Genomic DNA, 26,266 nt, shown 5'->3' with positions numbered 1-26,266 from the left:
ACGGTGGTCGGCCTGTCAACGCGACGGCGTGAGCGTAATGCGGATCGATTTGGACGTGGGTTGATTGCACCTCTCCGCCACGCTTCTGACCGGCACCAGCACATTGGTCTCCGGGTAATATGTCGCGGCGCATCTCCTGGGAATCTGGTATGGCACCACTTGGAACCGGCACGCGACCCGTTTCTCCCCTTCAAAATGGCTGGTGATGTCGACCCACTGGTTTACGCTCAGCCCCGCTTCTTTGATGTCTTCAGGATTGAGAAAGATGACATGTCGTCCGCCATAGATTCCGCGATAGCGGTCATCCAGCCCATAGATCGTCGTGTTGAACTGATCGTGGCTCCGGATGGTTGTCATGAGAAATTCTCCGGAAGCCATGGTGTGGTGTGTAATCGCAGCGGCCACAAAGTTCGCCTTTCCCGTCCTGGTCACAAACGTGCGGTCGCGCGCGGCATTGGGTAAATAAAAAATATCCTTGCGGATGCGCTCGTTGAAGTTGTCGAATCCGGGAATGACACGGGCGATGCGGTCGCGAATCAAATTGTAGTCTGCCCCGAGCGCGTCCCAATCCACGGTGCTGTTCGCGCCCAATGTCGCTTTCGCCAATCCTGCGACGATGGCCGGTTCGCTGAGCAGATGGGGAGAGGCCGGCTCCAGCATGCCGCGCGAGGAACTGATGACACCCATCGAGTCTTCGACCGTCACGAACTGCTCGCCCGTGGGTCTGCGATCTTTCTCTGACCGGCCGATACAGGGAAGGATCAACGCTTGTTGGCCGGTGATGAGATGTCCGCGGTTGAGCTTGGTCGAGACCTGCGCGGTGAGCCGGCAACGTTGCATGGCCTCCGCGGTGTAGGTCGTGTCCGGGGAGGCGGACAGAAAGTTTCCCCCCAATCCAACGAACACCTTGATCTCGTGTGCGTGCATCGCTCGGATGGTATCCACCGCCGCATACCCGTTCCTCCGTGGAGGGCTAAAATGAAACTCACGCTCCAAGGCGTCCAGGAATTCGGGCGGGACTTGTTCCCAAATGCCCATGGTGCGATCGCCCTGCACATTCGAGTGTCCACGCACACAGCACGCGCCGGCGCCGGGCTTTCCGATGTGCCCGCCGAGCAGCAGCAGATTGATGACTTGTTGGATCGTCTCCACCGCGTTCTTGTGCTGGGTGAGCCCCATGGCCCAGCAGCAAATCATGCGTTTGGATCCGGCCGCCATTTGGCCGGCGGCGCGGATTTGGTCGAGCGGCACGCCGCTCCCCTCCACGATCTCATCCCAACTCGTGCGGCGAAGATCGGCGATAAAGTCGTCAAACCCGGCGGTGTGGGCGCGGATAAACTCGCGATCGAAGACCTGCCCAGGGCGGCGGTCCTCTTCCTCCAGCATCTCTTTCATGATGCCTTTGAGTATCGCCAGATCGCCGTTGATACGGACTTGAATGAGCAGGTCGGAGAGCGCCACCCCTTCTCCGAAGAGGTCGGAGGCCCACGCCAGCGGATTGCTGTATTCTTGGGGATTGGGGTTTTTTACCCGCCGCAAGGAGACTTCCGGAAGCGGGTTGATGGCGATCATTTTCGCGCCGTGGCGCTTGGCGTGCTCGAGGGCGGTCATCATGCGCGGGTGATTGGTGCCCGGGTTCTGGCCGATGATGACGATCAGGTCCGCCAAGTCGAAATCGTGAAGCGTGGCGGTTCCTTTCCCGATCCCGATACTCTCCATCAAGGCCGTGCCGGAGGATTCGTGGCAGAGGTTCGAGCAGTCGGGTAAGTTATTCGTGCCGAATTGGCGGACAAATAGTTGATAGAGGAATGCGGCCTCGTTGGTGACTTTACCGGACGTATAAAACGTGGCTTCATCCGGCGACGCGAGCCGGTTCAGTTCCGTGGCCAGACAGGCGAAGGCCTCGTCCCATTCAATCGGTTCGTAATGCGTTGCCCCTGGCCTTCGGATCATGGGATGGGTCAGACGGCCTTGCTCGTTGAGCCAGTAATCGGATTGTTCCGCGAGCTGCTCGATCGACCATTGCTTGAAGAATTCCGGCGTCACGCGGCGCGTCGTCGCTTCCGACGCCATGGCCTTTGCCCCATTCTCACAAAACTCCGCAATGTGGCGAGTCCCATCGGGAGACGGCCAGGCGCATCCTTGACAGTCGAATCCGTCTTTCTTATTGACCTTGAGAAACGCCTTGAGGCTGTTCACGGCCCCCATTTGGCCCAGGCCGAACTCAAAGGTTTTGAGGATAGCCGGGATGCCCGCAGCGTATTGCGAGGCCTCCCCCTGCGTAGCCGCCGGCTCTTCGGGAGGCTGTGCGAGCTGTGCGTTCACCTGATCGGCGCTGGGTTTTTCATGCATGGGATTATGGTCTGCGTTCATGAGTCCCTCATGGTGAAAAGGTTCAGCCGCCATTCGCCTAGGTGCAGATCCGCTGCGGGGCGCTGTAGACGTTGCACCGGCGATCTCGCACAAAGCCGATCAGTGTCATATTGGCATCTCTGGCAAGGTCCGCCGCGAGACTCGACGGAGCGCCGACGGCGGCCAGGACAGGGATGCCTGCGGCGGCGGCTTTTTGGACCAGCTCATACCCCACCCGCCCGCTGACGAGGAGCACTCGATCAGACAGGGGGACTGTTCCATCGAGGAATTGCCGGCCGATCAGCTTGTCGAGCGCGTTGTGCCGGCCTACGTCTTCCTTCAGGTCCTGCATCTGTCCGTATCGGTCGAAGAGCGCGGCTGCGTGCAAGCCCCCCGTAGAATCAAAGACCGTCTGCGAGTGACGCAGCACGTTAGGGAGCGCATGGATGATGGACGCCGGCACGACGAAGCCATCGGGTAGCCGAGTGTGGCGCAACGTCGGCAGGGCTTCAAGCGAGGCTTTCCCGCAGACCCCGCAGCTTGATGTCGAGAGGAAATTCCGTTCCAGGCCGGCCTGGTCGATCTGTGCCTCGGGCCGCAACTCGATGCGCACGACGTTTTGGAGCTGAAGGGGCCCCGCGGGAGGGCCGCAGTGCTGCATGGTCTGAACGTCTTCGGCCCCATGAACGAGGCCTTCGGCAAAGAGAAACCCGATCGCCAACTCCAGATCGTTGCCCGGGGTGCGCATCGTCACGGAGATGGTCTTGTGCGTGCGCTGATGCGCGGCGCCATACACCAGGCGAATCTCAAGCGCTTCCTCGACGGCCAACAGATCTCGGCCGGGCAACACGTCGGAGCCGCTCCACCGTTCCAGGGTCATGCCGACCACTCGCTGTTCGAGCTGCTCAGCCGGCTCACCGCGTAGGTCATCTCGTATGCTCATCGCGTATTCTCCTTGGCGATGTCTGCGCGGGCCACTCTCAGCGCGTCGAGGTCTCAGGCCATCGTAACATAGGGCCGGACGCTACTCATCCCGTCGCGATCTGATCCGGTATGACAGGACCCGATAGCCGAGAGCGGCGACCAACAACATTCCGACGGAAAGAAATAATAACGTGGTGAGACGCCAGAACGCATAGTCGACTACGGCTTTGGCCTCACCGACCATGCTCTGTGTCAACGCAACGGCGGTCGGAACATCTGTATTCATAGTGCGAATCAGCTCATCGAGTTGGCGCGTGGCCGTAGTGAATGCGCGCGCGGCGTCCGTGTACTCGGCAATGTCGAACGGTTTGGACGGCCCGGCGGATGGTTCGGATGCCGGCGACGCATCCTTCATGTGCGCCAGGAGCGATTCAAACGACTTGATCGTCGCATTGAGAGAATCGGAGGTGGTGGCCCCTGCGTGGAACGTCTGGCGCAACTCGACGGCGAGTTGACCCATCCGTTGCTCTTGATCGGCAAGGCCGGCCAGCAGTTGTCGGATTGTCGCCGCGCGCTCATTCGCGAAGACGCCGGGGAGCTTGTCAGCCAGCGTTCCGGCTCGATCCACGGCCCGGCTGGCTTGGTCCACGGCGGTGAACATGCGTTGCATTTCGGGCATGTCGGCCAGCTGATACGTCAAACGCTCAATTTGCATGTCGAGTAAATGTGGCGCCCGTTGTCCGTAGTAGATGGCGCGCTCAGCCAGGTGGCGAGTTTGAGCGATCTCCCGCACCGCTGGATCGAGCTCCGACAGTGGGTCTAGGCCCAGGAGCGGCAGCAAGCTTATGTCCAGCGGTTTGTCCGGCTCTGCCGTCGATCGTGCAAACTCAGAAAAGTGCGTGTAGGGGACAGCTTCTATATGCGGATGGTGTGTCCGCCAGTCGTCAATGAGTGCGCGCAGCTGTTGCTGCTGCACGCTGCTGATCGCCTGCCCGACCAACTCCCAGGAACGGGTTTCCAGTTGGCGGTAGACTTCATCCAGGGCAGCGGCGCGTTCGCCGTACGCGCCTTTTCTCCAGACATCGTTAATCACCATATGGCTCAGCGTGGCGAGCACCACGAAGTCCACGGCGTTGGTAACGGGACTGGGCCCGGCCCCGATCATATAGGCCGATGTTGCTTGTGAAATCTTCCAATTTTGAGCTTGGCTGCGTTCCGCGGCGTTGCGGGATTCGAGTGCCGTGATGGGGTCAACAATTCGTCCGACATACTCGTCGGCGAAGCGCATGACCTTGATTTGAAGATCTTGCAGTGCCTGAGTGCGTTGAGTCACGCCGTCCGATTCCAGAATGCGCGGAGCGATGCTGCACCCGGTTGCATACAGGACCACTATCGCAAAAATGATCAGAGCCGATCGATGGTGCATGTCGCGTCTCACAGGTGAATGAAAGTGCGGCTCCTGTGCGCGGTCTCGGATTCGCGCTGTTCTTTTGCCGTGTCTGAAATGGGAGCCAGTCTCCGATGGGACGTATTCAGGTGTCACTTCTTCGAAGGTGATGGCGATCCGGCTCCATCGGCTACGGGCCGGTGGGCGCTGGAGAAGATTCTTCAGGCCCGGCATTTTCAAGAAACGTCGCTGATGGAGCAAAAAACAAGCTGCCCGTGACGGCTCGGCTAAAATCCAATAGCCGGTCGTAGTTGCCGGCGGGGCGCCCGATGAACATGTTCTCGAGCATTTGTTCAGTCGTCCGCGGAGACCGGCTGTATCCGATAAAGTATGTGCCGAATTCGCCGTGGCCGGGTCGGCCAAAGGGCATGTTGTCTCTCAGAATCTGAACTTGTTTTCCGTTCTCGACAATGGTGGTCAGCGCACTGTGGGCTGACGATGGCTTCACGGCATCGTCCAGCTCGATGTCGGAAAGCTTTTTGCGCCCGATGATGCGCTCTTGCGCCTCTGTTGAAAGCGCATTCCAGCGAGGCATGTCGTGGAGGTATTTTTGAACGATGACATAGCTTCCGCCGGTAAACGAAGGGTCTTCTCCGGCGACGAGCGCCGCCTGACGAACGGCCTCCCCACGGGGGTTTTCCGTCCCGTCGACGAATCCAAGCAGGTCGCGATCATCGAAGTAGCGGAAGCCGTGGGTCTCATCCACCGCAGAGACGGCTTCTCCCAGCCGCTCCATGATGTGGGTCGCCAACTCGAAACACATATCCATGTGCGCGGCGCGGATGTGGAACAACACGTCGGCGGGCGTCGAGACGGCATGGCGTTCACCCGATCGGATCTCACGAAACGGATGGAGTTCAGCCGGCCGAGGTTGTCCAAACAGTTGATCCCACGCATTCGCTCCGAATCCCATGACGCACGAAAGGCCTGCCTCGAGGCGACGGAAATCGACCGCGCGAAAAATTCCCGGGAGACTGGCGCAGAGCGCGCGCACAGTTGCGTAACTCTCACGGTCCGGCTTGATACAGACGGTGAGGAATATCGCCGCGCTGGTGAGCGGCGCAAGAACGGGCTGTGGAGTCGGTGGGAATTCTTCTTCGTTGGCTGGGCTCATACGAACATCCTCCGCCTGTGTATAACGAATGCCTTGCAGGAGGGGCTGCAACCGCGCCACGCTGCAACATTCTCTAGTGTCTTTTGGGGGAGTATATTCTTCTCGATCGTTCCAGCTCAAGCCGTCCCCGCAACTTGTGCGGCCACGGTGTGTTCGCCGCGATTCCTCGCCGATTGACAGGCGCGCCGCCAAAGCGTACATGCAACAGTCTGTAGCAACTCGGCTCATGGCGTTGCGTGAGGTGATCGATGTCCCTTCATCCCTTGGCCGGTCAGCCGGCTCCAGAATCCAATCTCGTCGATGTCCGCCGGCTGCTGTCTGCCTACACGGCGGATTCGCCGGATGTCACTGTGCGCGACCAGCGGGTGGCATTTGGGACCTCCGGCCATCGCGGGTCCTCCTTCAAAAGAAGCTTCAATGAACAGCATATCCTCGCGATTGCGCAGGCCGTCAGCGAGTACCGTGCTGCACAGCAGACGACGGGACCGCTGTACCTGGGCAAAGATACCCATGCACTCTCGGAGCCTGCCTTCATCACGGCGCTCGAAGTGCTTGCGGCCAACGGTGTCGAGGTGATGATCGATCTGGATGGCGGATTTACCCCAACGCCGGTCATCTCGCATGCAATCCTGAGCTACAACCGCGGCCGCCTCTCCGGTCTGGCGGACGGCATTGTCATCACCCCGTCGCACAATCCGCCGGAAGACGGCGGGATCAAGTACAACCCGCCCCATGGCGGACCGGCCGATACGCAGGCCACCAAATGGATTGAAGATCGGGCGAATGCGCTTTTGGCTGCCAAGCTCCATGGGGTGAAAAGGTTTTCTCCTGAACGGGCTCGGAATGCCGCGACGACGCACCGGCATGACTATATCCGCGCCTACGTGAGCGATCTGAGGAACGTCATCGATATGGACGTGATCAAGTCGGCCAATCTGAAGCTTGGGATCGATCCGTTGGGCGGGTCCGGCGTGGCCTATTGGCAGCCGATCGCCGAGCGCTACGGACTAAATATTGAAACGGTGAACCCCACGGTCGATCCGACGTTTCGGTTCATGCCGTTGGACTGGGATGGAAAAATCAGAATGGATTGTTCCTCGCCCTATGCCATGGCGAATCTGATTGCGCTGAAGGATCGTTTCGATGTCGCCTTCGGCAACGATGCCGATAATGATCGTCATGGGATTGTGACCAAAACCGCCGGCTTGATGAATCCCAATCATTACCTCGCGGCATCGATCGCGTATTTGTTTGCCAATCGTCCCGGCTGGAAATCCGATGCGGGGATCGGCAAGACGTTGGTCAGCAGCAGCCTCATCGATCGGGTCGCCGCCAAACTGACCAGGAAGTTGGTTGAGGTGCCGGTCGGCTTCAAGTGGTTTGTGAGTGGACTGTTGGACGGCTCGCTGGGATTCGGCGGTGAAGAAAGCGCCGGGGCGTCATTCTTACGACGGGATGGAACGGTGTGGTCTACCGACAAAGACGGCATTATTATGGATCTACTGGCGGCCGAGATGATGGCGACAACCGGTAAGAATCCGGCGGAACTCTATCGCGATCTGACTCAGGAGTTGGGTGAGCCGGTATACGAGCGAATCGATGCCGTCGCGACGCCTGAACAGAAGGTGATTCTCTCCAAGCTCTCCCCTGCCCAGGTGCGCGCCACGGAATTGGCCGGTGACCGGATCCTCGCCATGCTGACGACGGCGCCAGGCAACGGGGCGGCAATCGGCGGATTGAAAGTCGTGACGGATCACGGCTGGTTCGCGGCCAGGCCATCGGGCACCGAAGATGTGTATAAGCTGTACGCGGAGAGCTTTCGCGGCAAGGAGCATTTGAAGCGGATTCAAGGTGAGGCCCAGGAGCTGATCGCCAAGGTGTTTGCCTCAGCACAGTGAGACCCTGAGCCATGTTTGAATTGGGCAGTACGGCTGTATTGATGTGGGGGATGCTCTTTGGATCGATCGGCGTTGGCTTCTTTATCTATGGCAGAAAGCAACGGGCTGTGGTCCCGCTCTGCGTCGGCGTTGCCCTCTGTGTCTTCCCCTACTTTATTGCCAACGTCTATGTGCTGGTCTTAGTCGGTGTGGTGTTGATGGCGATTCCGTATTTTGTGCGGGGATGAATATGTCTTCAACTGACAGGGCCGCCATCAATCGGTGATGGCGGCTCTGCCTGCGATCTGCTTAAAGGATGGTGTTCATGTATTGTAGAACGACACAATGCGATCCACTCCACTCCGGAGTGTTTTTCGCCATTCAGTCTCAAGCGCAGGGGTGAACTCCGCATCACATTCTTTCACGCTCTTGACGAGCGAATTGATCCAAAAGTGATACAGATTCGGATCGATGTTCATCTTCTTCTTGCTATGACTCTCCCCGATTCGATCGATGCCGGTTGTGCCCACGCCATTGCCGCCTAAATGCATAAACATCATCGAGATCCCCTGCCTGAGGAGCGACTTCTGTTTGGACATTTCGGTTTTGGCAAACATCGGAGCAATCGTGGGATGGCTGGCCAGGAAGTTGCCGTAGAACATATCGAAGAACTTCGGGTTCACACAGCAACGGCTGTAGCTGTCTTTCACTTCAGCTAGGGACATAGTCACTCCTCGCAAGAGACGGTCTCGGTCTCTGGCAGTGCTCAATTTGAAATGGGCCTGGCATGGAGGGAGCATGAGCTAGCCCGGGTTTCGTGGACACCAGGTTAAGAGTCACTGCTCCGTCGCTCAAACTCCAGTGGACTGAGATACGCCAGACTCTGATGGAGCCGCTGGCGATTGTAGAACCCTTCGATAAACGCAAAGATCTCTCGGCTCGCCTCCTCCCGCGTGTGATACGCCTGGTGATGGACCAACTCATTCTTGAGCGTGCTGAAGAAACTCTCTGCCACCGCGTTGTCATAGCAGTTGCCCTTCCGGCTCATGCTCGGAATCATGCCGAGCCTCACGAGCTGCCGTTGATAGGCCAAGCAGCTATATTGCGCCCCCTGATCGGAGTGATGAATCAGGCCGGGCCGGACGCGGCGTTGGCGGACCGCCATTGCCAGGGCATCCAGCGTCAGCTGTTGATCGGGCCGGGCACTCATGGCCCAGCCGATCGCTCGGCGCGAATACAAATCCAGGAGCACCGCGACATAGAGCCAGCCCGCTCGCGTGGGCACGTGGGTCATGTCCCCAACCCACACGCGATTGAGTCCCGTTGTGACAAAACACTGCTGAAGCTGGTTGGGTGCCGGTGGAGGCAACTGATGGTGTGCGACGATGACGCGGAAGCGCCGAACCCGTCGAGCTTCGAGTCCCGCGAGTTTCCGCAGTCGGGCCACCCGATGGCGGCCGCATCGAATGCCACGCGCCTTCAGCACCTGCCAGAGTTTCACGGCGCCGTACCCTTCGCGTGTCTGCTGATGTACGTCCCGCAGGACTGGGAGCAGGTGTTGATCCGCTGCAACTCGTGCACTCACGGGTCGGTCCCGCCAAGCGTAGTAGCCGCTGCGACTGACCGCGAGGGCGGCACACAAGCGACTGACACGATGGATCCGTTCCTGCGTCCGAATACACGCGTATCTCACGTGGACTCCCTCGCAAAGAACGCGGCGGCTTTTTTTAAAATGTCGCGCTCCTCCGTGACCCGCGCCAATTCTCGCTGGAGCCGTGCGAGTTCCGCAGCGGGTTCGGCGTGCCGACCGGACCCCGGGAAGGCCCCACCATGTGTGGCCACTTCTTTTTGCCATTTATAGAGACGATTGCGTGGGACGCCCAGCTCACGGGCAATCTCAGCCGCGGGGCGTTGCCCGGCATTGAGCAATTGCACGGCTTGCCGCTTAAACTCGGGGGTGAACCGTCGTCGTTGGCCCATGTCGCACCTCCTCGGGAGCTATCGTGCCCCCATTTGAGGTGTCCGTCAAACCCGGGCTAGCTCAGCATGTCCCCATTGCTCAAGCCGGACCGGCCATCCGTGTGCACATCTATCGGACTATTTGGTTGGAGCTTAAGTGGTGGACCCGTCTATTAATGTAGACACTAACGCCAGAAAGTATCTGGATGCTTTCACGTGGTGATCAGAAAAATAATAGAGGGGAAGAAGGGGGATGGTGTCGAGGGAACAGCAACGCTAGGAGGGTGTCGTGCGAACGACCTGTTGTTCGGCATGATAGGAGCTTCTCACCAGCGGTCCTGATTCGACATGGGTAAAGCCCATGGCGAGTCCCTCCTCTTTTAAGAGGGCGAAGTCGGCGGGATCGTAATACCGGGCGACCGGGAGATGCTCTCTCGTCGGTTGGAGATATTGTCCGATCGTCATGATGTCACAATCGACGGCTCGCAGGTCGCGCATGACTTGGCGGGCTTCGTCGAGCGTTTCTCCCATGCCCAGAATCAAGCCGGACTTGGTGGTCATCCCCTGCTGCTTGGCGCTGCCGAGTAATTCAATCGACCGTTGATATTTGCCTTGCGGTCTGAGCGAGGGAAACAACCGCCGGACGGTTTCAATGTTGTGGTTCAGGATCTCCGGCTTCTCCCGACAGATTGTTGTGAGCGCGGCGTCGTTCCCTTCGAAATCAGGGATCAAGACTTCAATCGTACAGGTCGGGCTCAGCTGTCTCGTGTGTCGGATCGTTTCCGCGAAGATCGCGGCGCCACCGTCCGGCAGTTCGTCACGATTTACCGAGGTGACGACGGCATGCCGGAGGCCGAGCGCCTGCACGGCTTCGGCGACCCGCATTGGCTCTCCGTGATCGACGGCATGCGGTCTCCCTGTTTCGACGGAGCAGTAATGGCAGCGCCTGGTGCAGATGTCGCCCAGAATCAGAAAGGTGGCAGTGCGCGCGTTCCAACATTCCCATCGATTGGGGCAGCGGGCTTCTTCGCAGATGGTGTGGAGCGCGAGGCGATCCATCGTCTGCTTGATGTCGAGATAATCCGGCCCGGTCTGGGCGTTGACTTTGAACCAGGCCGGCAAGCGCGGGCGTTCAGACGATCGGAGTTGGTCGATGGAAATCAAGCTCATGAGGGAGTATCGCTCTGCGTCCGAGGCCGAAACCATCCGGCGATTGTGGACAGCCACCCCTTCGGTTTGACCGGCGCCGCCGGGTCCGGATATTCGACCCACAGTTCTTGCGAGCCGAGGTAGGTGCCGTTGCGAAAACTGACCTGGGTTCTGAGTTGTCGATAGCCCTGCGCGTGCAACACTTGAATCAGTGCGAGGAGCGCCGCGTCCTGCGACGGCTGCGGCTCGGTGCTGAAGCGAATCGTTTCATACCGCAAGATGGCGCACAAGGAGCCGCCTGTGTGCTCGAATTCGACGGGACGGCTGAAGCCCCGCTCTCGATGGTCCAATCCCGCCAGTTGATGCTTGTCGAGGCCGCCCTCTGCCATCGCCTGCGAGATCCTACTCCAATGCGCGGAATACCGCGACGAGATCGCTCAGCGCGAGCATTTTGCTTTTGAGGACTACCCGCTCCGCCTGAATCGATTCACGGATGCTCGGTTCGCCGCCGCCGGATTTCAAGCAGGTCGCACCCAGCGCCAGGATCCGGTCGCATTCTTCTCCGAGTTTCTTTTTGACGACGGGGTTCACGGAGAGAATGTCCATGAGCTGCCGGCGTGTCTCCGTCAGGTGGGCCTGCAGTTCTGCGTCCGGATAACTCTTGCGGGCGGCTTCATCGAAGCAGCGGTCGAGGTATTGCGCCAGGAACACATAGAGCCGCACCAAAGCCGCGGCGATCTCGGTCTGATCTTTTGTGGTGGTCGTCATCAGTGTGCCTCTTTTCGTGTGAGAAGATTACGCGAGGACTGTGATGTCATCGCCTTCGACCTTGACGGGATATACTTCGACTTTCGCCGCAGGGTTTTTGAGGCATTCTCCCGTCGTGACGTTGAACTGCCAGCCGTGCCAGGGGCAGGTCACGACATTGCCTTCGACGTCCCCTTCACCCAACGGTCCGCCACGATGCACGCAGGTATTGTCGATCGCGTGAAAGGTGCCATCGACATTGAAGACCGCCAAGGTCTTGCCGTTGACTTCGGCGACGATGGCATGCCCCGGTTTCACATCCGCGGTGCCCGCGACTCGTACATAGTCTCCCATTGCCGTTCCTCCGCTGTGAGCTGTCCTGTTAGCTATTGGTAAATGGTTGCTTGATCTTCTTCAGCAGGCTGTCGATGGACGAGCCGCTCTGTTCCGTCCCGCCCAACGCGGCGATGATCTTTTGTGCAATGTCGCGAAACGCGGCTGCCTGGGGAGAGGCGGGATTGCCCACCACGATGGGATGGCCTGAATCGCCTCCGTCGCGAATCGCCGGATCGATGGGAATGCGCCCGAGGAAGGGAATACCCAGCTTCTCCGCGGCGCGTTCTCCGCCGCCATGCGAAAAAATATCGGTGCGTTCGCCGCAATGGCCGCAGACGAACGAGCTCATGTTTTCGACGATGCCGAGCAGCGGGACGTTCACCTTCTGGAACATGGCCATGCCCTTGCGGACATCGTAGAGCGCCACTTCCTGCGGCGTGGTCACCGTAATGGCGCCGGCTAACGGCACCATTTGCGAAATGGAGAGTTGGACATCTCCGGTACCGGGAGGCAAGTCGAGCAGCAAGTAATCCAGATCGCCCCACAGCACGTCGCGGAAAAATGCCTGCAGATATTGATGGACCATCGGGCCCCGCCACACGAGCGGCGCTTCTTCCGGCACCAGGTAGGCCATCGAGATTAATTTGACGCCGTAATTTTCAACCGGGACGATCTTGCCGTCTTTTTGTTCCGGCCCCTTAGAGCTGCCCATCATCATGGGGATGTTGGGGCCATACAGGTCTGCGTCCATCAGCCCGACTTTTGCCCCGGTCAGAGCCAGTGCACAGGCCAGATTCGAGGCGACCGTCGATTTGCCGACGCCGCCTTTGCCGCTGCTGACGGCAATGACATGTTTCACGCCGGGAATGAGATTGTCTTTTGCCGGGGCCTGCTGTGCTTCGTGGGTATGTTCGTCTGCCATGGATCAATCCTCCGCTATATCGTCGTGTCCGCGCGCAGCTCTGCGATAGCGGCCAAGAGAGATGTCGTCACCGTACTCTGGCCATCATAAGCGATGCGCCGGGAGAAAGGAAATGGGCCAGTCGGACCATAGGCGGCTATGGCCCGACTGGGGAAACGGGAGAAGAATCTAGAACACCGAGGGGTCGAGCCGACGCAGATTGGTCGCTAATCCGAACAGCGAGAGCGTGTAGATGATCCACTTCGAGGGGTCGAAATTATACCACTTGGGTCCGTTGCGGTAGTCGCGTGCATAGGTGTGGTGATAGTTGTGATAGCCCTCGCCGAAGCTCACGAAGGAGATCAGCCAGCTGTCGCGGCTGCTGTCCTGTGTCCCGTGCGGCTGACTGCCGATCATGTGACAGAGCGAATTGATGGTAAAGGTGGAGTTCAGCACCATGAACATGCGGAAGAGTCCGCCGAGCAGCAGTGCGCTGACCCCGCCCATCCAGGTTTGATGCCACCACACGCCCAGGGCAAAGGGGATCGCCAATCCGGATGCCACGATCACCCAATAGTAGCGGTGTTGCCAGAGGATTACGGGGTCGCGGCGCAGCCGGATTTCATACTTGTTGGTGCGGTGAGGGGTTTCGTAAAAAAGCCAGCCGCAGTGGCTGTGCCAAAACCCTCGGCTGGCGTTGTACGGATCTTCATCCGTATCCGTGCGGGCATGGTGGCGAATGTGGTCCGCGCACCACAGGAGCGCCGAGTTTTGCAACGCCCATCCTCCCGCAACCAGTGCGCATCGCTTGACCCAGTTGGGACATTCGAAGCTCTGATGGGAGACGAGACGATGGTATCCGACGGTAATTCCCATGCCGGTCACGATATACATGACGAAGGAGAGAATCCAATCGAAGAGGGTGAACCCGACAAAGTATCCGTATAGCGGAATGCCAATGACGGTGGCCGCGACGACGGCGCAAAACAGCACGAAGTTCATGTACGAAAACCCACGGTAATCAGTCGATACGGCGTGATCAGGCGCGGCCATTCATCCTCCTGAAGCTGGAGAGTCTATCGTTCACCGGCAATGTGGCGATGAACGTGAATTTTCTTCTTATGTTAGCGAACACACTCATGCTTTACAACTGCTTCTTCATTCCATTTGCGACCGTTTGAGCCGTGAAATTGCGTTCTGAATGGCGCAGCCGGCGAATGATCGGCGTATACTGATCGAGTCAAGAGTGGTCATCGTCCAGGAGGCCGCATGGTGCCGCACGCTGCATCGCTTGAACCCGCCATCACTCGCATTGGAACCCATCTCTCGCAACTTTCTGCCGGACGCGCGCCCACCCTGTTCGAGGGGCGTTGGTGGTCGCAAGGCGTGATCAATCTCGCCATGAAAGATCCGGCCTTCAAGGTGCAGCTATTCCGGTTCATCGATGTGCTCCCTGCCCTGGCGTCGGACCAGGCAGTCGTGAAGCTGGCGGAAGAATATTTCGGCGCGAGCCATGGCCATGTGTGGGGACTACACTGGGGGATGAAGGCCCTTGCCGCCACAAGTCTGGGGGCCGCGATCACAGGGAAATCGATTCGCCATCAAGTCGAGCAGATGGCGCGGACGTTCATAGCCGGAGGATCGGTGGCCGATGCCCTCCCCGTCCTTGCGGGATTGTGGAAGGAGGAACGGGCCTGGTCTGTTGATCTGTTGGGTGAGGCGACGATCAGCAACCTGGAAGCCGATCAATATCGCGATCGTTGCCTCGCGGCGTTGTCCGAACTCGCGCACGAGGCCGCTCGATGGCCGGCAGTGTCCCGCTTGGAACAGGACCATCTCGGGGTGCTTCCACGGGTCCAACTCTCGCTGAAGATCTCCGCACTCACTTCACGGTTGGATCCCATTGATCCCGACGGGACCTATCAGGCGGTGGCAGCGCGCCTGCGGCCGATCGTCGATCTGGCGGCGGCAACGGCGTGCGGACTGATTTTCGACATGGAGCAGGCCGACAGCAAAGACCTGCTGTTGGATATCTTTCGCCGGCTGTTCGCAGAAGAGCCCTACCGTTCCTTTGCGCATGCCGGCGTGGCCATGCAGGCCTACCATCGGGAGACGGAGCGCGATATCCATGACGTGATCGCATGGGTAGAACGGCGTGGCACGCCGATCACCATCCGTTTGGTGAAGGGCGCCTATTGGGATTCAGACACCGTTCGCTATCGGCAGGCCGGATGGCCGGTGCCGTTGTTTGTGCAGAAAGCCGAGACAGACGCGAACTATGAGGCGCTGATTCCGTTGCTGCTGCGGCATCGCGATCTGATTCGTCCGGCGTTCGGCACTCACAATCTTCGAACCTTAGCCGTGATCGAGGCCGTGGCAGAATCACTCACGGTTCCACCGGAGGCGCTTGAATATCAGATGATCTATGGCATGGCCGAACCCTTTCAGCAGGCGATGGCGGCGTATGGCCGGCGCGTGCGGCTCTATACGCCGGTCGGACGGCTTCTGCCGGGCATGGCCTATCTCGTCAGACGCTTGCTGGAGAACACGTCCAACGAATCCTTTCTACGCAAGGAATATGTGGAGTCGCAATCGTTGCACAGGCTCTTAGCTCCTCCGGTACCGGCGGCTTCATCCCCGATACTGTCTTCCCGCCCCGCCGATGCGTTTCTGAATGAACCGCCGCGTGATTTTTCAAGGATCGCCAGTCGAACGGCGATGCAAGCGGCCATCGGCAAGGTTTGTTCGCAGACGGGGCATAGTTGGGACCTGCCGCATCGGGAACTTCGGTTGACCGGAGCACGCATGGAGTCACGCAATCCTGCGCACTCCGATGAGGTTGTGGCACTGGTGCCCTCCGCTGCTGTTCCCGATGTGGCAGCGGCAGCGGCCTTGGCGGTGTCTTCGGCGGCGGATTGGCGGTCTCAACTTGGGACAGAGCGCAGTGCCATTATGCGGCGTGCGGCGGCCCTCATGCGGGAACGCAGGGACGAGCTCGCTGCCTGGGAAATTCTTGAAGTCGGCAAGCCGTGGCGCGACGCGGACGCGGATGTGGCCGAGGCCATCGACTTCCTTGAATTCTATGCCGGGCAGATGGACCGGTTGGCCTCCCCGCTTCAACTGGGCGATTACCCGGGAGAGCGCAATCATCGGGTCTATGCACCGCGTGGCGTGGCGGCGGTGATTGCACCGTGGAATTTCCCCCTCGCGATTCCGGCCGGCATGGTCAGCGCCGCTCTCGTCACCGGCAATACGGTCCTCTTCAAGCCATCGGAACGGTCCCCGCTCATGGGGCGGTTGCTCACCGACATCCTGCATGAGGCCGGCGTCCCATCCGGTGCAGTGATCTGTTTGCCGGGAGGGCCTGAAATCGGCCGGGCACTGGCCGCGAGCCCGGAGATATCGACTATTGCGTTTACCGGGTCACAGGATGTCGGCTTGCAGTTGATCGCCGGTGCTGCGGCCATGCCGCCTGGCCGGTCTGTGGTGAAACGGGTGATCGCCGAGATGGGTGGCAAGAATGCGATCATTGTCGATGATACGGCGGATCTCGATGAGGCGATCGCAGGTGTGGTGACGTCCTTTACCGGATATGCCGGGCAGAAATGTTCGGCCTGTTCGAGAGCCATCGTACTGGAGAGTGTGTATGACCAATTTCTCTCGCGACTGCATGACGCGGTGATGAGCCTCTCCATCGGCGATCCGCTCGACCCTGGAACGCAAGTGGGTCCGGTGATCGATGCCCGAGCAAAGGAACGAATCGAGGCGTTCATCGCGATGGGCCAGCAAGAAGGCCGGCTGCTCATTCGCCGATCGACCGAATGGCCGGGGCATTTCGTGGGGCCGACCGTGTTTGCGGATGTGTCATCGCACCATCGTCTGGCGCAAGAGGAAATCTTCGGCCCGGTGTTGGCGGTGATGAAGGCGGCGACGGTGACAGCCGCGCTGGAGATGGCCAACTCCACCAGTTACGCCCTGACTGGCGGTATCTACTCGCGCAGCCCGATGAACCTGGCGCTGGCGCGGGAGCGGTTCGATGTCGGGAATCTATATGTGAACCGTCCGATCACCGGGGCACTAGTCGGCCGGCAACCGTTCGGCGGCCACCGGCTTTCCGGAGTCGGCGCAAAGGCGGGAGGCGACGAGTATCTGCCGCAGTTTATGGTGGCCCGTGTGATCAGCGAAAATACGCTGCGCCGCGGATTTGAGGCGACGGACTGATTCGTGACAAGGTTACAGGCTGATCCTGAGCAGCCTGCTAGCGAGCCGGCGTAAATTCTTCCAACTCTTCGGTAATCTCCGTCACCATGCCGCGATCTTCCTTCGAAGCGGACAATTCCTGCCGTTCGACATATTTAACCAGCCCGACCCCTTTGGCAAACCAGGCGGTCATCACATCGGTGCCACGGGCCGGTCTGTCTCCGCCGGACAGATGGATCTGCATGGTCATGCGGGCTTCTACTTTCACGGCATTCGAATAGGTTCCGGCCGGGACGGTGATCGTTTCGCGACCGATCGCACTCGTCGTGCCGACCATATCGACTTTTTCATTCACGCCGTCTCGATCCATATCGCTGCCGAAGTCGAGCCCGCTCCGGTTGAATTGCTGAAACGACGATGGAATGGTGATGGGAAAACGGACGATTTGATAGGGCACGATCTGTCGTTCCAGCGGCGTGCCGGGATCGGATCCGTAGTACACCATGCCGACGCTGTCGCGGCGGTAGTAGCTGTCGGATTCACCGTGGTTGCCGGGGTTCGTATCGTGGAAGATGGTGACCGTCACTCCGTTGAGCTTCTTGGTTCCAGTGACCGAGGACGTGTTGACGAAGAACTTATTATCGATCACCTGTACCGGGCCTTCGGAGATCTGCCCGCGGTAATGCCAGCGGGTGCCGATCTGGTCGGGAAAGTAATCGGCGGATTGGTCGATGTGCGAGGGCTCCTCTGCTGCCAGCGGCGTGGTCGCGAATGGTCCAACGGCGAACAGCACGGCGGTCAACGCGAGTGACGACAACACATGGGGCAAGGCTTGGGGGACGTGCGGCATCAGGATCCTCCTCTGTTGGAAGGACCGTACCATAGGCATTGAGGAGGCAGCAAGGCATGGGGCGATGCGGATTCCCCAGGCTTGCGTTGTCGAATGGCTGCCGACATAATCCCGTCATCATGGCTTCCCCAAGGCGAATCAAATCAGCGACGCGAATGGTGACGCGGAAACCAAACCGGCAATCGGTCCTGGTGACGGGAGCATCAGGGGGTATCGGGCGCGCAATTTGCCGGGCCTTTGCGGCAGCCGGTTGGTACGTCGGGGTGCATTATCACCGGCAGAAGGCAGAGGCTGCCAAGACGTTACGCGCCGTCCGCGTGACCGGTGGAACCGGCGGTCTCTATCAAGCGGATGTGCGTGAGGGAGAATCCGTTCGACAGATGGTCGAGATGTTCAGCGATCAGGCGTCACCGCCGGCCGCCTTTATCTGCAATGCAGGGATTGCGGCAAGTAGTCTGGTGCTGCGGCAGCAAGAAGATGCATGGATGAGTGTCATACACACGAATCTCACCGGCACCTTTCATTGTCTTCAGGCGATGGCCTCTCCCCTGCTGATTCAAGGCGGCGGTTCAATTGTCGTGATCGGTTCGCACGCGGGATACCATGGATCAGCCGGTCAAGCAGCGTATGCGGCGTCGAAGGCAGGCTTGATTGGATTGGTCAAGACAGCGGCGCAGGAATGGGGGCCGCAGAACGTACGGGTGAATCTGGTCTTGCCGGGGTGGCATCGGACCGGCCTCTCAGAGGGAACGATGCCCGATGATCCTAACTGGCCTGACCATGCACTCCGTCGTCCACCCGCGATTGAAGAGGTCGCGAGGACGATTGTGCACATGGCGCAGCTCCACGATCTGTCGGGCCAGGTCTGGAATTGCGACAGCCGGAATGTCTGACGCGAGAGAGGAAGGCATGACGGCTCTCTTTATCACGGCGACTGATACCGGTGTGGGAAAGACCCTGACAACGGCAACGCTGGCCGTGGCCTTGCGCCGTCGTGGACTATCTGTGGGCGTGATGAAGCCGGTCGAAACCGGTGTGGTGAAAGGCCGACCCTCCGATGCCGGTCGGCTCGTACAGGCGGCGCAGGTCTCGGATGCCCTCGATCTTGTCCGGCCCTATTCTTTCCGGCTTCCGGTTGCGCCGCTGGATGCCGCCCGGGCTGAACGGCGAACGATCAAGATCTCGACGATCGTGCAGGCGTATCGCAAGCTGCAAGCACTGCATGATCTCCTATTGGTTGAGGGCGCGGGTGGTGTGCATGTGCCGATCACTTCAACGGTCGATGTGCTGGATTTGATCGAGAAGCTGAAGGCCCCGGTGCTGGTTGTCGGACGAGCCGGACTTGGCGGAGTGAATCACGCCATGCTCACGCTCAATGCATTACGTGCGTGCAAGATTCCGATCCTTGCACTGGTATTGAATCAAACGGTTCCAGCGAAAACCCCTGTGGCACGACGACAGGAACGTTCGACCCTAGAATTGCTGCGGGAGTCTGCCGGAGTGCCGGTAATAGGACCACTCCCCTACATGGCTGGCGTTGATGCGCGGTATGATTGGGCTGTAGGAAAGCTGGCAGCGAGTAGCGAGATGAAGAAGCTTACGAAGCTGGTGCTGGCATCTGTGAGAGGAACTCGCTGACTGTTTGCTTGATGTCCGGTGCTTTCAGAATGGCCGAGATGACGGCGACTCCGTTCGCGCCTGCCTTCATTACGTCACCGACGTTCTCCACTGCAATCCCGCCGATGGCAAAGACCGGCAATGACGTGAGTGTACGAATCGCCCGCAGGCCTTCAATCCCTACGACCGGATCGTGATCCTGCTTTGAGCCCGGTTTGAAGATCGGACCGAACCCGAGATAGTCCGGCTTACCGGCACTCGCCTCCCGAACCTGATCGGCATTGTGAGTCGAGATGCCGATTAGCTTGTCCGGTCCCATCACCTTTCTCGCAAGATCGAGTGGTAGATCTCCCTGTCCCAGATGTACCCCGTCCGCATCCACCGCCAGCGCCAAATCGCAGCGGTCATTCACAATGAACAGGACGCCCAACTCCTCCGCAAGCTTCCTGAGTGGCAACGCTTCCGCGTAAGCCTCTTTCATTGAGGCGTTCTTATTGCGGTATTGAACGATCTTCACCCCGGCTTGAGCGGATTGCCGTAGCGCATCACGTAACGATCTGGTCGATGCCACCGACGGATCGAGAATGAGGTAGAGCCCGGTGAGTAGATGAAGAGAATGTGCGGTTCGCATGGAGGCGCATTGTACAGGAGGCCGAAGCCAAGCGGCTACTGCTCAGACTGCGAGGGGTGCGTTGAAGACACATCTTTCGTTGACCATCTTTCGATCAGTCGATACAGTTTGGCTACCGAAGGAGAGACTATGCTGAAGCACGCTTTGATTATTCTTATTCTCGGCATGACCCAAGTTGGGTGTTACATTAGTGAAGAAAGTGGAGGTTACAAACCCGTCGAACTTTCCTCCGAATGGCGACAGGCCCTCGAACAGTTGAAGCGAAAGCTCCTTATGATCGAGGATGTCAAGATCGGTGACGGCCCCCTCGCTGCCGTGGGCCGCAAAGTCACTGCGGACATCGAAGTCCGCTATGCCTCCGGGGATAGCAAGCCCATTTATCGCGGTCCCGCCATCAGCTATTTTGGAATGCAAGGTGATGTATTCATTCACAATGACGTTGTCGAGAGTGGCATCCTGTCTTTGCAGCAACAAGGAATCATCTTGGGATTGAATGGTATGGCTGTCGGCGGCAAGAGACGTATCACGGTGTCTCCCAACTTGGTCTGCTATGAAGGTGCCGTTGGCGAGTCCACTTCCCAGGGAGCAGACCCCAGCATTGTCTGTAGACTTGTCAAACTGTATTTGAAGAATGGCGGGATTATTCAAGTTCGCAAAGAGGCTTTGATCGTCGAAGCCACCCTCACTGATTCCTGCATTCCCGTCTTCATGAAGATTCCATTCATTTACAAGGGACAGTTCCGCTGTCGGGATTCCGATATTCCCAAGCACGATCCTAGCGCTCCAATCTGGCGCATCTACTAGCCCTGAGAGGCAGAGCCGGGGTCGTTGCTTGACCTTGCATCTCTCTGTCGGGAGTTTGGTTCGCCTAGACGAGAATTTCTTGATTCAAGCCAAGAGGTGGAGTTTCAGCAGCGGGTTTTAGCTCGCTAGGAAGCGTTCCAAGAAGGTCGTGGAGACGTGGCCTTTTTGGAAGTCGGGGTCGTCGAGGATGCGGCGGTGGAGCGGGATGGTGGTCTTGATGCCTTCGATAACGAATTCATCGAGGGCGCGGCGCATGCGGGCCATGCATTCTTGCCGGTCGCGGCCGTGCGTGATCAGCTTGGCGATCATCGAATCGTAGTGCGGTGACACAATCGCGCCGGTTTGCATCACGGAGTCGACGCGCACGCCGAATCCGCCGGGCGGATTGTATTTCGTAATGAGTCCTGGCGATGGCGTGAATTTCTCCGGGTCTTCGGCGTTGATCCGGCATTCCATGCTGTGGCCGTTCATGACCACGTCTTGCTGCCGGAGGGGCAAGGGAAGCCCGGCGGCCAGACGGATTTGTTCCTTAATCAAATCGACGCCGGTCACCATTTCGGTGATCGGATGTTCGACCTGAATGCGGGTGTTCACTTCCATGAAAAAGAAATTGCGATCCTTGTCGAGGAGGAATTCCACCGTGCCGACGTTTCGGTAGTGGGCGGCTTTCACGGCTTCGACCGCGACGCGTCCGATTTCTTTTCGCAGCTTGTCATCAATCGCCGGTGACGGAGTTTCTTCCAGTAGCTTCTGGTGTCGCCGCTGGATGGAGCAATCCCGTTCGCCCAGGTGGATGACATGGCCGCGATTGTCGGCCATGACCTGCACTTCGATATGGCGTGGTTCAAGGAAATATCGTTCCAGATACACGCTTTCGTTGCCGAAGGTCGATTTGGCTTCGGCCTGGGCGGCTTGAAACGCGCGGGCCAGGTCCTCGGCTTTGTTGACGACGCGCATGCCGCGTCCGCCGCCGCCGGCGGTGGCCTTGATGATGACGGGGAAACCGATTTTCTGTGCGGCCTGCAGGGCCTCTTCTTCGCTTCGGAGTTCGCCGGGGCTGCCGGGGGTCACGGGCAGGCCGCGCTTCATCACAATTTCGCGCGCCTTGGCTTTGTCGCCGAGCATGGCGATGTTCTCGGACGACGGGCCGATGAATTTGATGCCGATGGATTCGCAGACTTCGGCGAAGTGGGCGTTCTCGGACAAGAATCCGTAGCCGGGGTGGATGGCATCGGCGCCGGAGATTTCCGCCGCGCTCAGGACATTGGGAATATTGCGATAGCTCAGGGCCGCTTCGGCCGGACCCACGCAGACTTTTTCATCGGCGGCGCGGACGTGCAGGCTGGCGGCGTCGGCTTCCGAATGGATGGCGACGGTCTTGATGCCGAGCTCTTTACAGGCGCGGATGACCCGAAGGGCGATCTCTCCGCGATTCGCAATCAGAACTTTCTTGAACACGCAGTCACTCCGAGGTGTATCGATGAGGCGAACTATTGCGTCGCTTTGGGATCGATCAGGAACAGCGCCTGTCCGTACTCGACGGACTTCGTGCTCTCCGCCAGGATCTTCACGATACGCCCGTCGGTTTCAGATTCGATTTCGTTCATCAGCTTCATGGCTTCGACGATGCACAGCACCTGGCCCTTCTTGACGTAATCCCCGTCTTCGACATAGGGATCGGCATCGGGCGACGGCGACCGATAAAAGGTGCCGACGATCGGCGAGGTGATGGTGACCATGCCGGCGGTTTCTTCAGCCGAGGGGCCGGAGGACGGCGCCGGCTGGTTGCCGGACTGTGTCGACGCCGGGGCTGCTTCCTGCACCGACGTGGTGACGGTCTTCATCCCGACTTCATGCCGCACGCGGATGCGGACGCCCTGCCGTTCGAGTTCCAACTCCGTCAGATTATTCCGGCGGAGCAGATCGATCAGGTCCTGAATCTGCTTGGTCTGCGAGCCGGTCAAGATCGTGTCGGCCTGCCCCTGCATTCCAGGAAAAGTCTGAGGCAGCACGATCGGGCGAGGCTGTTTGGTTTTCGGACGAGCCGGTTTCCGCTTGCTCACCTGACGCGCTCCACATAGGATCTGGTGCGGGTGTCGATCTTAATCACGGTGCCTACCTCCAGATAGAGGGGAACTTTGATGATCGCGCCGGTTTCGACCGTGGCGGGCTTGGTGCCGCCGGAGGCGGTGTCCCCGCGCACGCCCGGATCGGCGTCCACGACTTTGAGTTCGATAAAATTGGGGAGTTCGACATCGATCGGTCGATGCTCGTAGACGAGAATCTTCACGAGCATGTTTTCCTTGATCAGATCCGCGTTCTCCCCCAACGTCTTCTTGGCAAACGTGAGCTGTTCATAGCTCTCGTTATCCATGAAGGTGTAGTCGTCGTCGGTGGCATAGAGGAACTGCATTTCCCGTTCATCGAGCTTCGGTTCATCGAAGCGCTCGCCGGATCGGAACGTGCGGTCGAGTAAGTTGCCGGTCAGATAGCTCTTCAGTTTGGTCCGAACGAAGGCGCCGCCTTTGCCCGGTTTCACATGCTGAAACTCGACGATGTAAAAAGGGTCGCCTTCGACCATGAGGCGAACGCCATTGCGAAAATCAACTGTCGAAATCACTGCAGACTCCCTTCGTCCTCACACGGTGATTCAATGCGTGGTGCTCATGCTTTTCGTCGGCGGGTTCGGCGGACGGGTTGTGATGCGGCCGCGCCTGTTTTAGTGCCCTGCTCCAGGAGATGTTCGAGGAGGCCCTGGAGGGCGAGGAGATAGCCGGCTGGTCCGAAACCGGAGAGTTGCGCCATCGCCACGCCTGCGATGTAGGAATGATGCCGGAATGCTTCCCGCTGGTAAATGTTCGAGAGATGCACTTCCACGGTCGGCAGGGCGACGGCGGCTAGGGCATCTCGAATGGCTACGCTGGTATGGGTGTAGGCGGCCGGATTGATGATGATGCCGTGATAACCCGTCCGCGCCTCCTGGATCCAGGTCACTAACTCCCCTTCCACATTCGATTGGCGGGTATCGACTGCAATATTCAAGCTCTCGGCTGCCTGGGCAATGGCGGCATCGATTTCATCCAGCGTGGTCGTGCCGTAAATAGATTGCTCCCGGGACCCGAGCAGGTTGAGATTGGGCCCATGTAGCACAAGGATTCGAACCATTGCTGGTACGCACTGCCTCCGAAGTTGCGAAAAAGATTGGGAGCACGAACAAGCTGCTCAGCGGCGGCATTCTAGCAGCCCTGTCGGAGAGGGTCAAACCTTTGGTTAGGATTGAGAGGCGGCTGCGGTGGCTTCGGGAGCAGGTCGGTCACGGCGGCGCGCGTCGATGGATTGCAGCATCTGCTCCAGTCGACGAGCGGCGATTTGGTTTCTCGATGGAGACGGCGCTGGCGTCGGTTCGATGACGAGATCAGCTGCCATTACAGCGTCAACGGGTGACGGGGCTTGTGCTTGGGGCGGATCTGCTTCAAGAGCGGAGGCCATAGTGGTGGTGGCATCGGCTACGACGTCCGGTAGGGCTAATTCCACCGCGAATGCAGCGGGTTCTATTTCTTGCGCGAGGGCTGGCTGTTCTGCAACCGTTGGCGTATGTGGCGGCGCTTCAACCGCAGCTTGGGGCTGGACGATGGATGCTTTTGCAGCCGGTGCCGTAGATGTTTCGGATACGTTGGGGCTGGCGGCGCCCAGGCTGGCGCGTAGCGAGAGCGATTCTTGATCTAAGGGATTGAGCGCCAGAATGACATCGCATGAACGGAGCGCTTGGGTGGTGGCGCCTTCGGCTGTGTAAATCTTTGCTAAGGTTCGATGCGCCCGGAGGTTTTCCGGACTCATCTTGATCGCTTCTTCCAGGATGGCTTTGGCTTTGGTCGGTTGGCCGAGTTGGTCGTAGGCGCGCCCCAGCGCAACCATCGCGGTGATAAATCCAGGGTAGTATTTCAGCCCGTCTTCGAGGACGCCTGCCGCTTCAGCCCACATGCCGGCTTTGCCATATTCCTCAGCCAATGGAATAAAGGCTTTGGAAGAAGGGTCTTTTGCCAGGGTGATGGCCAGGCGATCGATTTCAGCGGCGTTGGCCCGGGATGCTGATGCCATTGAGGCTCCTATCGCACGGAAGCCGGAGTCTGTTTGCGAGGTTCGTTCTTCGCAAATTCTACAATGGCCGAGAGGATATCGTGAGCTAATTGTGATTTTGGGCGGAGGTCGAAGGTCTGTCGAGTGCCGGTGCGAGAGAGGATGATAGCCGCATTTTGTTCACTGCCGAACCCCGCCCCTGCTTGTGTCACATCGTTGGCGACGATCAGATCGAGGCCTTTCGCCGTGAGCTTGCCGGTTGCATGTTCGATGAGGTCCTGTGTCTCGGCGGCGAAGCCGACCAGGATTTGGGCGGTTCGTTTGGCCGAGAGCATGGCCAGGATATCGGGGGCCCGTTCCAACTCAAGCGGCGGTACGGCGGCGGTTCCCTTTTTCAGCTTTTGAGTTGCGGGAGCCTTGGGGAGAAAGTCCGCCACGGCTGCAGCCATGATGACGATGGAGGACCAGCCGAATTGAGCCGACATGGCTTCCGCCATTTCTTTGGCGGTGGTAATCGGGACGACTCGGATGCCGGCTGGAGGTATCAGCGCGGTGGGGCCGCTGACGAGGATGACTTCGGCGCCTCGGCTTCTGGCCGCTTCCGCAATGGCGTAGCCCATCTTTCCAGACGAGCGATTGGATATGTAGCGAACCGGATCGATGGCTTCTTGCGTGGGGCCGGCTGAGACGAGGATCCTCTGGCCTTTCAAATCGGCGAGCGGGAGGAGAATCTGTTCAATGGCTTCCAGGATTCGAGTTTCGGCGGCAAGCCGACCTTGGGCGATCAACCCGGAAGCGAGCGGCCCTTCCTCCGGGTCGAGGACAGTCACCCCTCGTGATCGAAGTGTCCGGACATGGTCTTGGACGGTGGGATGAGTCCACATGTCGCCGTCCATGGCTGGTACCACAATCAAGGGACAGCGGCTGGTAAGGAGCATGGTCGAAAGGACATCATCCGCCAGTCCGAGAGCGGCCTTGGCGAGGAAGTTGGCCGTCGCCGGCGCAACCACAATGGCGTCGGCCCCTTCCGGGATGGATAGATGCTTCATCTCTTGATGAGCTTCGAAGAGGTCGGTCGTCACGCCCTGGCCGGACAGCACTTCAAAGGTCATCGGCGTGACGAACTGAGTCGCAGCCTTGGTCATCACGACAGAGACGCGGGCCCCCTGTCGTGTGAGGGCACGCAGAAGGCTCACGGCCTTATAGGCCGCGATACTTCCTGTGACGCCGAGCGCCACCCGTTTACCGGTCAACGTCCCTGGCGTCGTCTCTGAATCCAAC

The 26,266-nt window shown here is 59.2% G+C and carries 27 protein-coding genes; 6 read left to right on the top strand and 21 right to left on the bottom strand.

Features of this window, described 5'->3' with window-relative positions; genetic code table 11:
* Positions 1–15: 15 nt before the first annotated feature.
* From NITLEN_RS15095 to NITLEN_RS15080, 4 genes are all read right to left on the bottom strand, one after another.
* Positions 16–2,352, bottom strand: coding sequence for an FdhF/YdeP family oxidoreductase (locus NITLEN_RS15095; protein WP_121990573.1), 2,337 nt, complete (start codon positions 2,350–2,352; stop codon positions 16–18).
* 58 nt (positions 2,353–2,410) lie between these two features.
* A complete protein-coding gene (gene fdhD, locus NITLEN_RS15090) occupies positions 2,411–3,295 on the bottom strand; it encodes a formate dehydrogenase accessory sulfurtransferase FdhD (RefSeq protein WP_219999469.1) in 885 nt (294 codons plus the stop codon).
* A gap of 81 nt (positions 3,296–3,376) precedes the next feature.
* Positions 3,377–4,702, bottom strand: a complete 1,326-nt coding sequence (locus NITLEN_RS15085) for a hypothetical protein (protein ID WP_121990470.1) — start codon at positions 4,700–4,702, stop codon at positions 3,377–3,379.
* A 151-nt stretch (positions 4,703–4,853) separates the two neighbouring features.
* Complete coding sequence (locus tag NITLEN_RS15080) at positions 4,854–5,837, bottom strand: Dyp-type peroxidase (RefSeq protein ID WP_121990469.1); 984 nt, start codon at positions 5,835–5,837, stop codon at positions 4,854–4,856.
* A 248-nt stretch (positions 5,838–6,085) separates the two neighbouring features.
* On the opposite strand from NITLEN_RS15080, the gene pgm reads away from it, so the two are divergent.
* Positions 6,086–7,735, top strand: a complete 1,650-nt coding sequence (pgm, locus tag NITLEN_RS15075) for a phosphoglucomutase (alpha-D-glucose-1,6-bisphosphate-dependent) (protein WP_121990468.1) — start codon at positions 6,086–6,088, stop codon at positions 7,733–7,735.
* Positions 7,736–7,746: 11 nt separating this feature from the next.
* The gene (locus tag NITLEN_RS15070) at positions 7,747–7,962 is read left to right on the top strand and encodes a hypothetical protein (RefSeq protein WP_219999468.1); all 216 of its coding nucleotides are present in this window, start codon (positions 7,747–7,749) and stop codon (positions 7,960–7,962) included.
* A 75-nt stretch (positions 7,963–8,037) separates the two neighbouring features.
* Here NITLEN_RS15070 and NITLEN_RS15065 read toward each other — a convergent pair whose 3' ends face one another.
* From NITLEN_RS15065 to NITLEN_RS15025, 9 genes are all read right to left on the bottom strand, one after another.
* Complete coding sequence (locus tag NITLEN_RS15065; RefSeq protein WP_121990467.1) at positions 8,038–8,439, bottom strand: globin; 402 nt, start codon at positions 8,437–8,439, stop codon at positions 8,038–8,040.
* A 104-nt stretch (positions 8,440–8,543) separates the two neighbouring features.
* A complete protein-coding gene (locus NITLEN_RS15060) occupies positions 8,544–9,407 on the bottom strand; it encodes an IS3 family transposase (RefSeq protein ID WP_181416903.1) in 864 nt (287 codons plus the stop codon).
* A complete protein-coding gene (locus tag NITLEN_RS15055) occupies positions 9,404–9,694 on the bottom strand; it encodes a transposase (protein WP_121990465.1) in 291 nt (96 codons plus the stop codon). Before NITLEN_RS15055 ends, NITLEN_RS15060 begins: the two co-directional genes overlap by 4 nt.
* A gap of 255 nt (positions 9,695–9,949) precedes the next feature.
* Positions 9,950–10,843 (bottom strand): lipoyl synthase, encoded by an 894-nt coding sequence (gene lipA / locus NITLEN_RS15050; RefSeq protein ID WP_121990464.1) that lies wholly within the window; start codon positions 10,841–10,843, stop codon positions 9,950–9,952.
* Positions 10,840–11,211 carry a hypothetical protein gene (locus NITLEN_RS15045; RefSeq protein ID WP_121990463.1) on the bottom strand — a complete coding sequence of 124 codons (372 nt, stop codon included), beginning with the start codon at positions 11,209–11,211 and terminating at the stop codon, positions 10,840–10,842. Before NITLEN_RS15045 ends, lipA begins: the two co-directional genes overlap by 4 nt.
* A gap of 13 nt (positions 11,212–11,224) precedes the next feature.
* The gene (locus tag NITLEN_RS15040) at positions 11,225–11,590 is read right to left on the bottom strand and encodes a hypothetical protein (RefSeq protein WP_121990462.1); all 366 of its coding nucleotides are present in this window, start codon (positions 11,588–11,590) and stop codon (positions 11,225–11,227) included.
* Positions 11,591–11,617: 27 nt separating this feature from the next.
* Positions 11,618–11,923 carry a Rieske (2Fe-2S) protein gene (locus tag NITLEN_RS15035; protein WP_121990461.1) on the bottom strand — a complete coding sequence of 102 codons (306 nt, stop codon included), beginning with the start codon at positions 11,921–11,923 and terminating at the stop codon, positions 11,618–11,620.
* Positions 11,924–11,951: 28 nt separating this feature from the next.
* The gene (locus tag NITLEN_RS15030; RefSeq protein WP_121990460.1) at positions 11,952–12,827 is read right to left on the bottom strand and encodes an Mrp/NBP35 family ATP-binding protein; all 876 of its coding nucleotides are present in this window, start codon (positions 12,825–12,827) and stop codon (positions 11,952–11,954) included.
* 168 nt (positions 12,828–12,995) lie between these two features.
* Positions 12,996–13,859, bottom strand: coding sequence for an acyl-CoA desaturase (locus tag NITLEN_RS15025; protein ID WP_181416902.1), 864 nt, complete (start codon positions 13,857–13,859; stop codon positions 12,996–12,998).
* A 216-nt stretch (positions 13,860–14,075) separates the two neighbouring features.
* On the opposite strand from NITLEN_RS15025, the gene NITLEN_RS15020 reads away from it, so the two are divergent.
* Positions 14,076–17,027 (top strand): proline dehydrogenase family protein, encoded by a 2,952-nt coding sequence (locus NITLEN_RS15020; RefSeq protein ID WP_121990459.1) that lies wholly within the window; start codon positions 14,076–14,078, stop codon positions 17,025–17,027.
* Between the two features lie 37 nt (positions 17,028–17,064).
* On the opposite strand, the gene NITLEN_RS15015 is transcribed toward NITLEN_RS15020, so the two are convergent.
* Entirely contained in the window at positions 17,065–17,856 is a 792-nt protein-coding gene (locus NITLEN_RS15015; RefSeq protein WP_121990458.1) for a hypothetical protein, read from the bottom strand.
* A 155-nt stretch (positions 17,857–18,011) separates the two neighbouring features.
* Here NITLEN_RS15015 and NITLEN_RS15010 point away from each other — a divergent pair, with 155 nt between their 5' ends.
* Both NITLEN_RS15010 and bioD read left to right on the top strand, forming a co-directional pair.
* On the top strand, positions 18,012–18,749 hold the full coding sequence (locus NITLEN_RS15010; protein WP_181416901.1) for an SDR family oxidoreductase: 738 nt from the start codon (positions 18,012–18,014) through the stop codon (positions 18,747–18,749).
* A 16-nt stretch (positions 18,750–18,765) separates the two neighbouring features.
* Positions 18,766–19,494: a dethiobiotin synthase gene (gene bioD, locus NITLEN_RS15005; protein WP_181416900.1), complete on the top strand. Its 729-nt coding sequence runs from the start codon at positions 18,766–18,768 to the stop codon at positions 19,492–19,494.
* Here the strand turns inward: bioD and thiE are convergent.
* Positions 19,454–20,104, bottom strand: coding sequence for a thiamine phosphate synthase (gene thiE, locus NITLEN_RS15000; protein ID WP_245924523.1), 651 nt, complete (start codon positions 20,102–20,104; stop codon positions 19,454–19,456). The two genes, bioD and thiE, sit on opposite strands and share 41 nt — an antisense overlap.
* Before the next feature lie 129 nt (positions 20,105–20,233).
* On the opposite strand from thiE, the gene NITLEN_RS14995 reads away from it, so the two are divergent.
* Complete coding sequence (locus NITLEN_RS14995; protein ID WP_121990455.1) at positions 20,234–20,908, top strand: hypothetical protein; 675 nt, start codon at positions 20,234–20,236, stop codon at positions 20,906–20,908.
* A 117-nt stretch (positions 20,909–21,025) separates the two neighbouring features.
* Here the strand turns inward: NITLEN_RS14995 and accC are convergent, their stop codons facing one another.
* The 6 genes from accC to coaBC all read right to left on the bottom strand — a co-directional run bounded on the left by accC (position 21,026) and on the right by coaBC (position 26,265).
* A complete protein-coding gene (gene accC / locus NITLEN_RS14990) occupies positions 21,026–22,366 on the bottom strand; it encodes an acetyl-CoA carboxylase biotin carboxylase subunit (RefSeq protein WP_121990454.1) in 1,341 nt (446 codons plus the stop codon).
* 32 nt (positions 22,367–22,398) lie between these two features.
* Entirely contained in the window at positions 22,399–22,971 is a 573-nt protein-coding gene (gene accB / locus NITLEN_RS14985; protein WP_121990453.1) for an acetyl-CoA carboxylase biotin carboxyl carrier protein, read from the bottom strand.
* Entirely contained in the window at positions 22,968–23,528 is a 561-nt protein-coding gene (gene efp / locus NITLEN_RS14980; protein WP_121990452.1) for an elongation factor P, read from the bottom strand. Before efp ends, accB begins: the two co-directional genes overlap by 4 nt.
* A 44-nt stretch (positions 23,529–23,572) precedes the next feature.
* On the bottom strand, positions 23,573–24,073 hold the full coding sequence (aroQ, locus tag NITLEN_RS14975; protein WP_121990451.1) for a type II 3-dehydroquinate dehydratase: 501 nt from the start codon (positions 24,071–24,073) through the stop codon (positions 23,573–23,575).
* A gap of 105 nt (positions 24,074–24,178) precedes the next feature.
* On the bottom strand, positions 24,179–25,006 hold the full coding sequence (locus NITLEN_RS14970; RefSeq protein ID WP_121990450.1) for a tetratricopeptide repeat protein: 828 nt from the start codon (positions 25,004–25,006) through the stop codon (positions 24,179–24,181).
* An 8-nt stretch (positions 25,007–25,014) separates the two neighbouring features.
* The gene (coaBC, locus tag NITLEN_RS14965; RefSeq protein WP_121990449.1) at positions 25,015–26,265 is read right to left on the bottom strand and encodes a bifunctional phosphopantothenoylcysteine decarboxylase/phosphopantothenate--cysteine ligase CoaBC; all 1,251 of its coding nucleotides are present in this window, start codon (positions 26,263–26,265) and stop codon (positions 25,015–25,017) included.
* Position 26,266: the final 1 nt, after the last annotated feature.

It is taken from the genome of Nitrospira lenta, assembly GCF_900403705.1.
Taxonomy (GTDB): domain Bacteria; phylum Nitrospirota; class Nitrospiria; order Nitrospirales; family Nitrospiraceae; genus Nitrospira_D; species Nitrospira_D lenta.
This window is presented reverse-complemented; position numbering and strand designations above follow the sequence as displayed.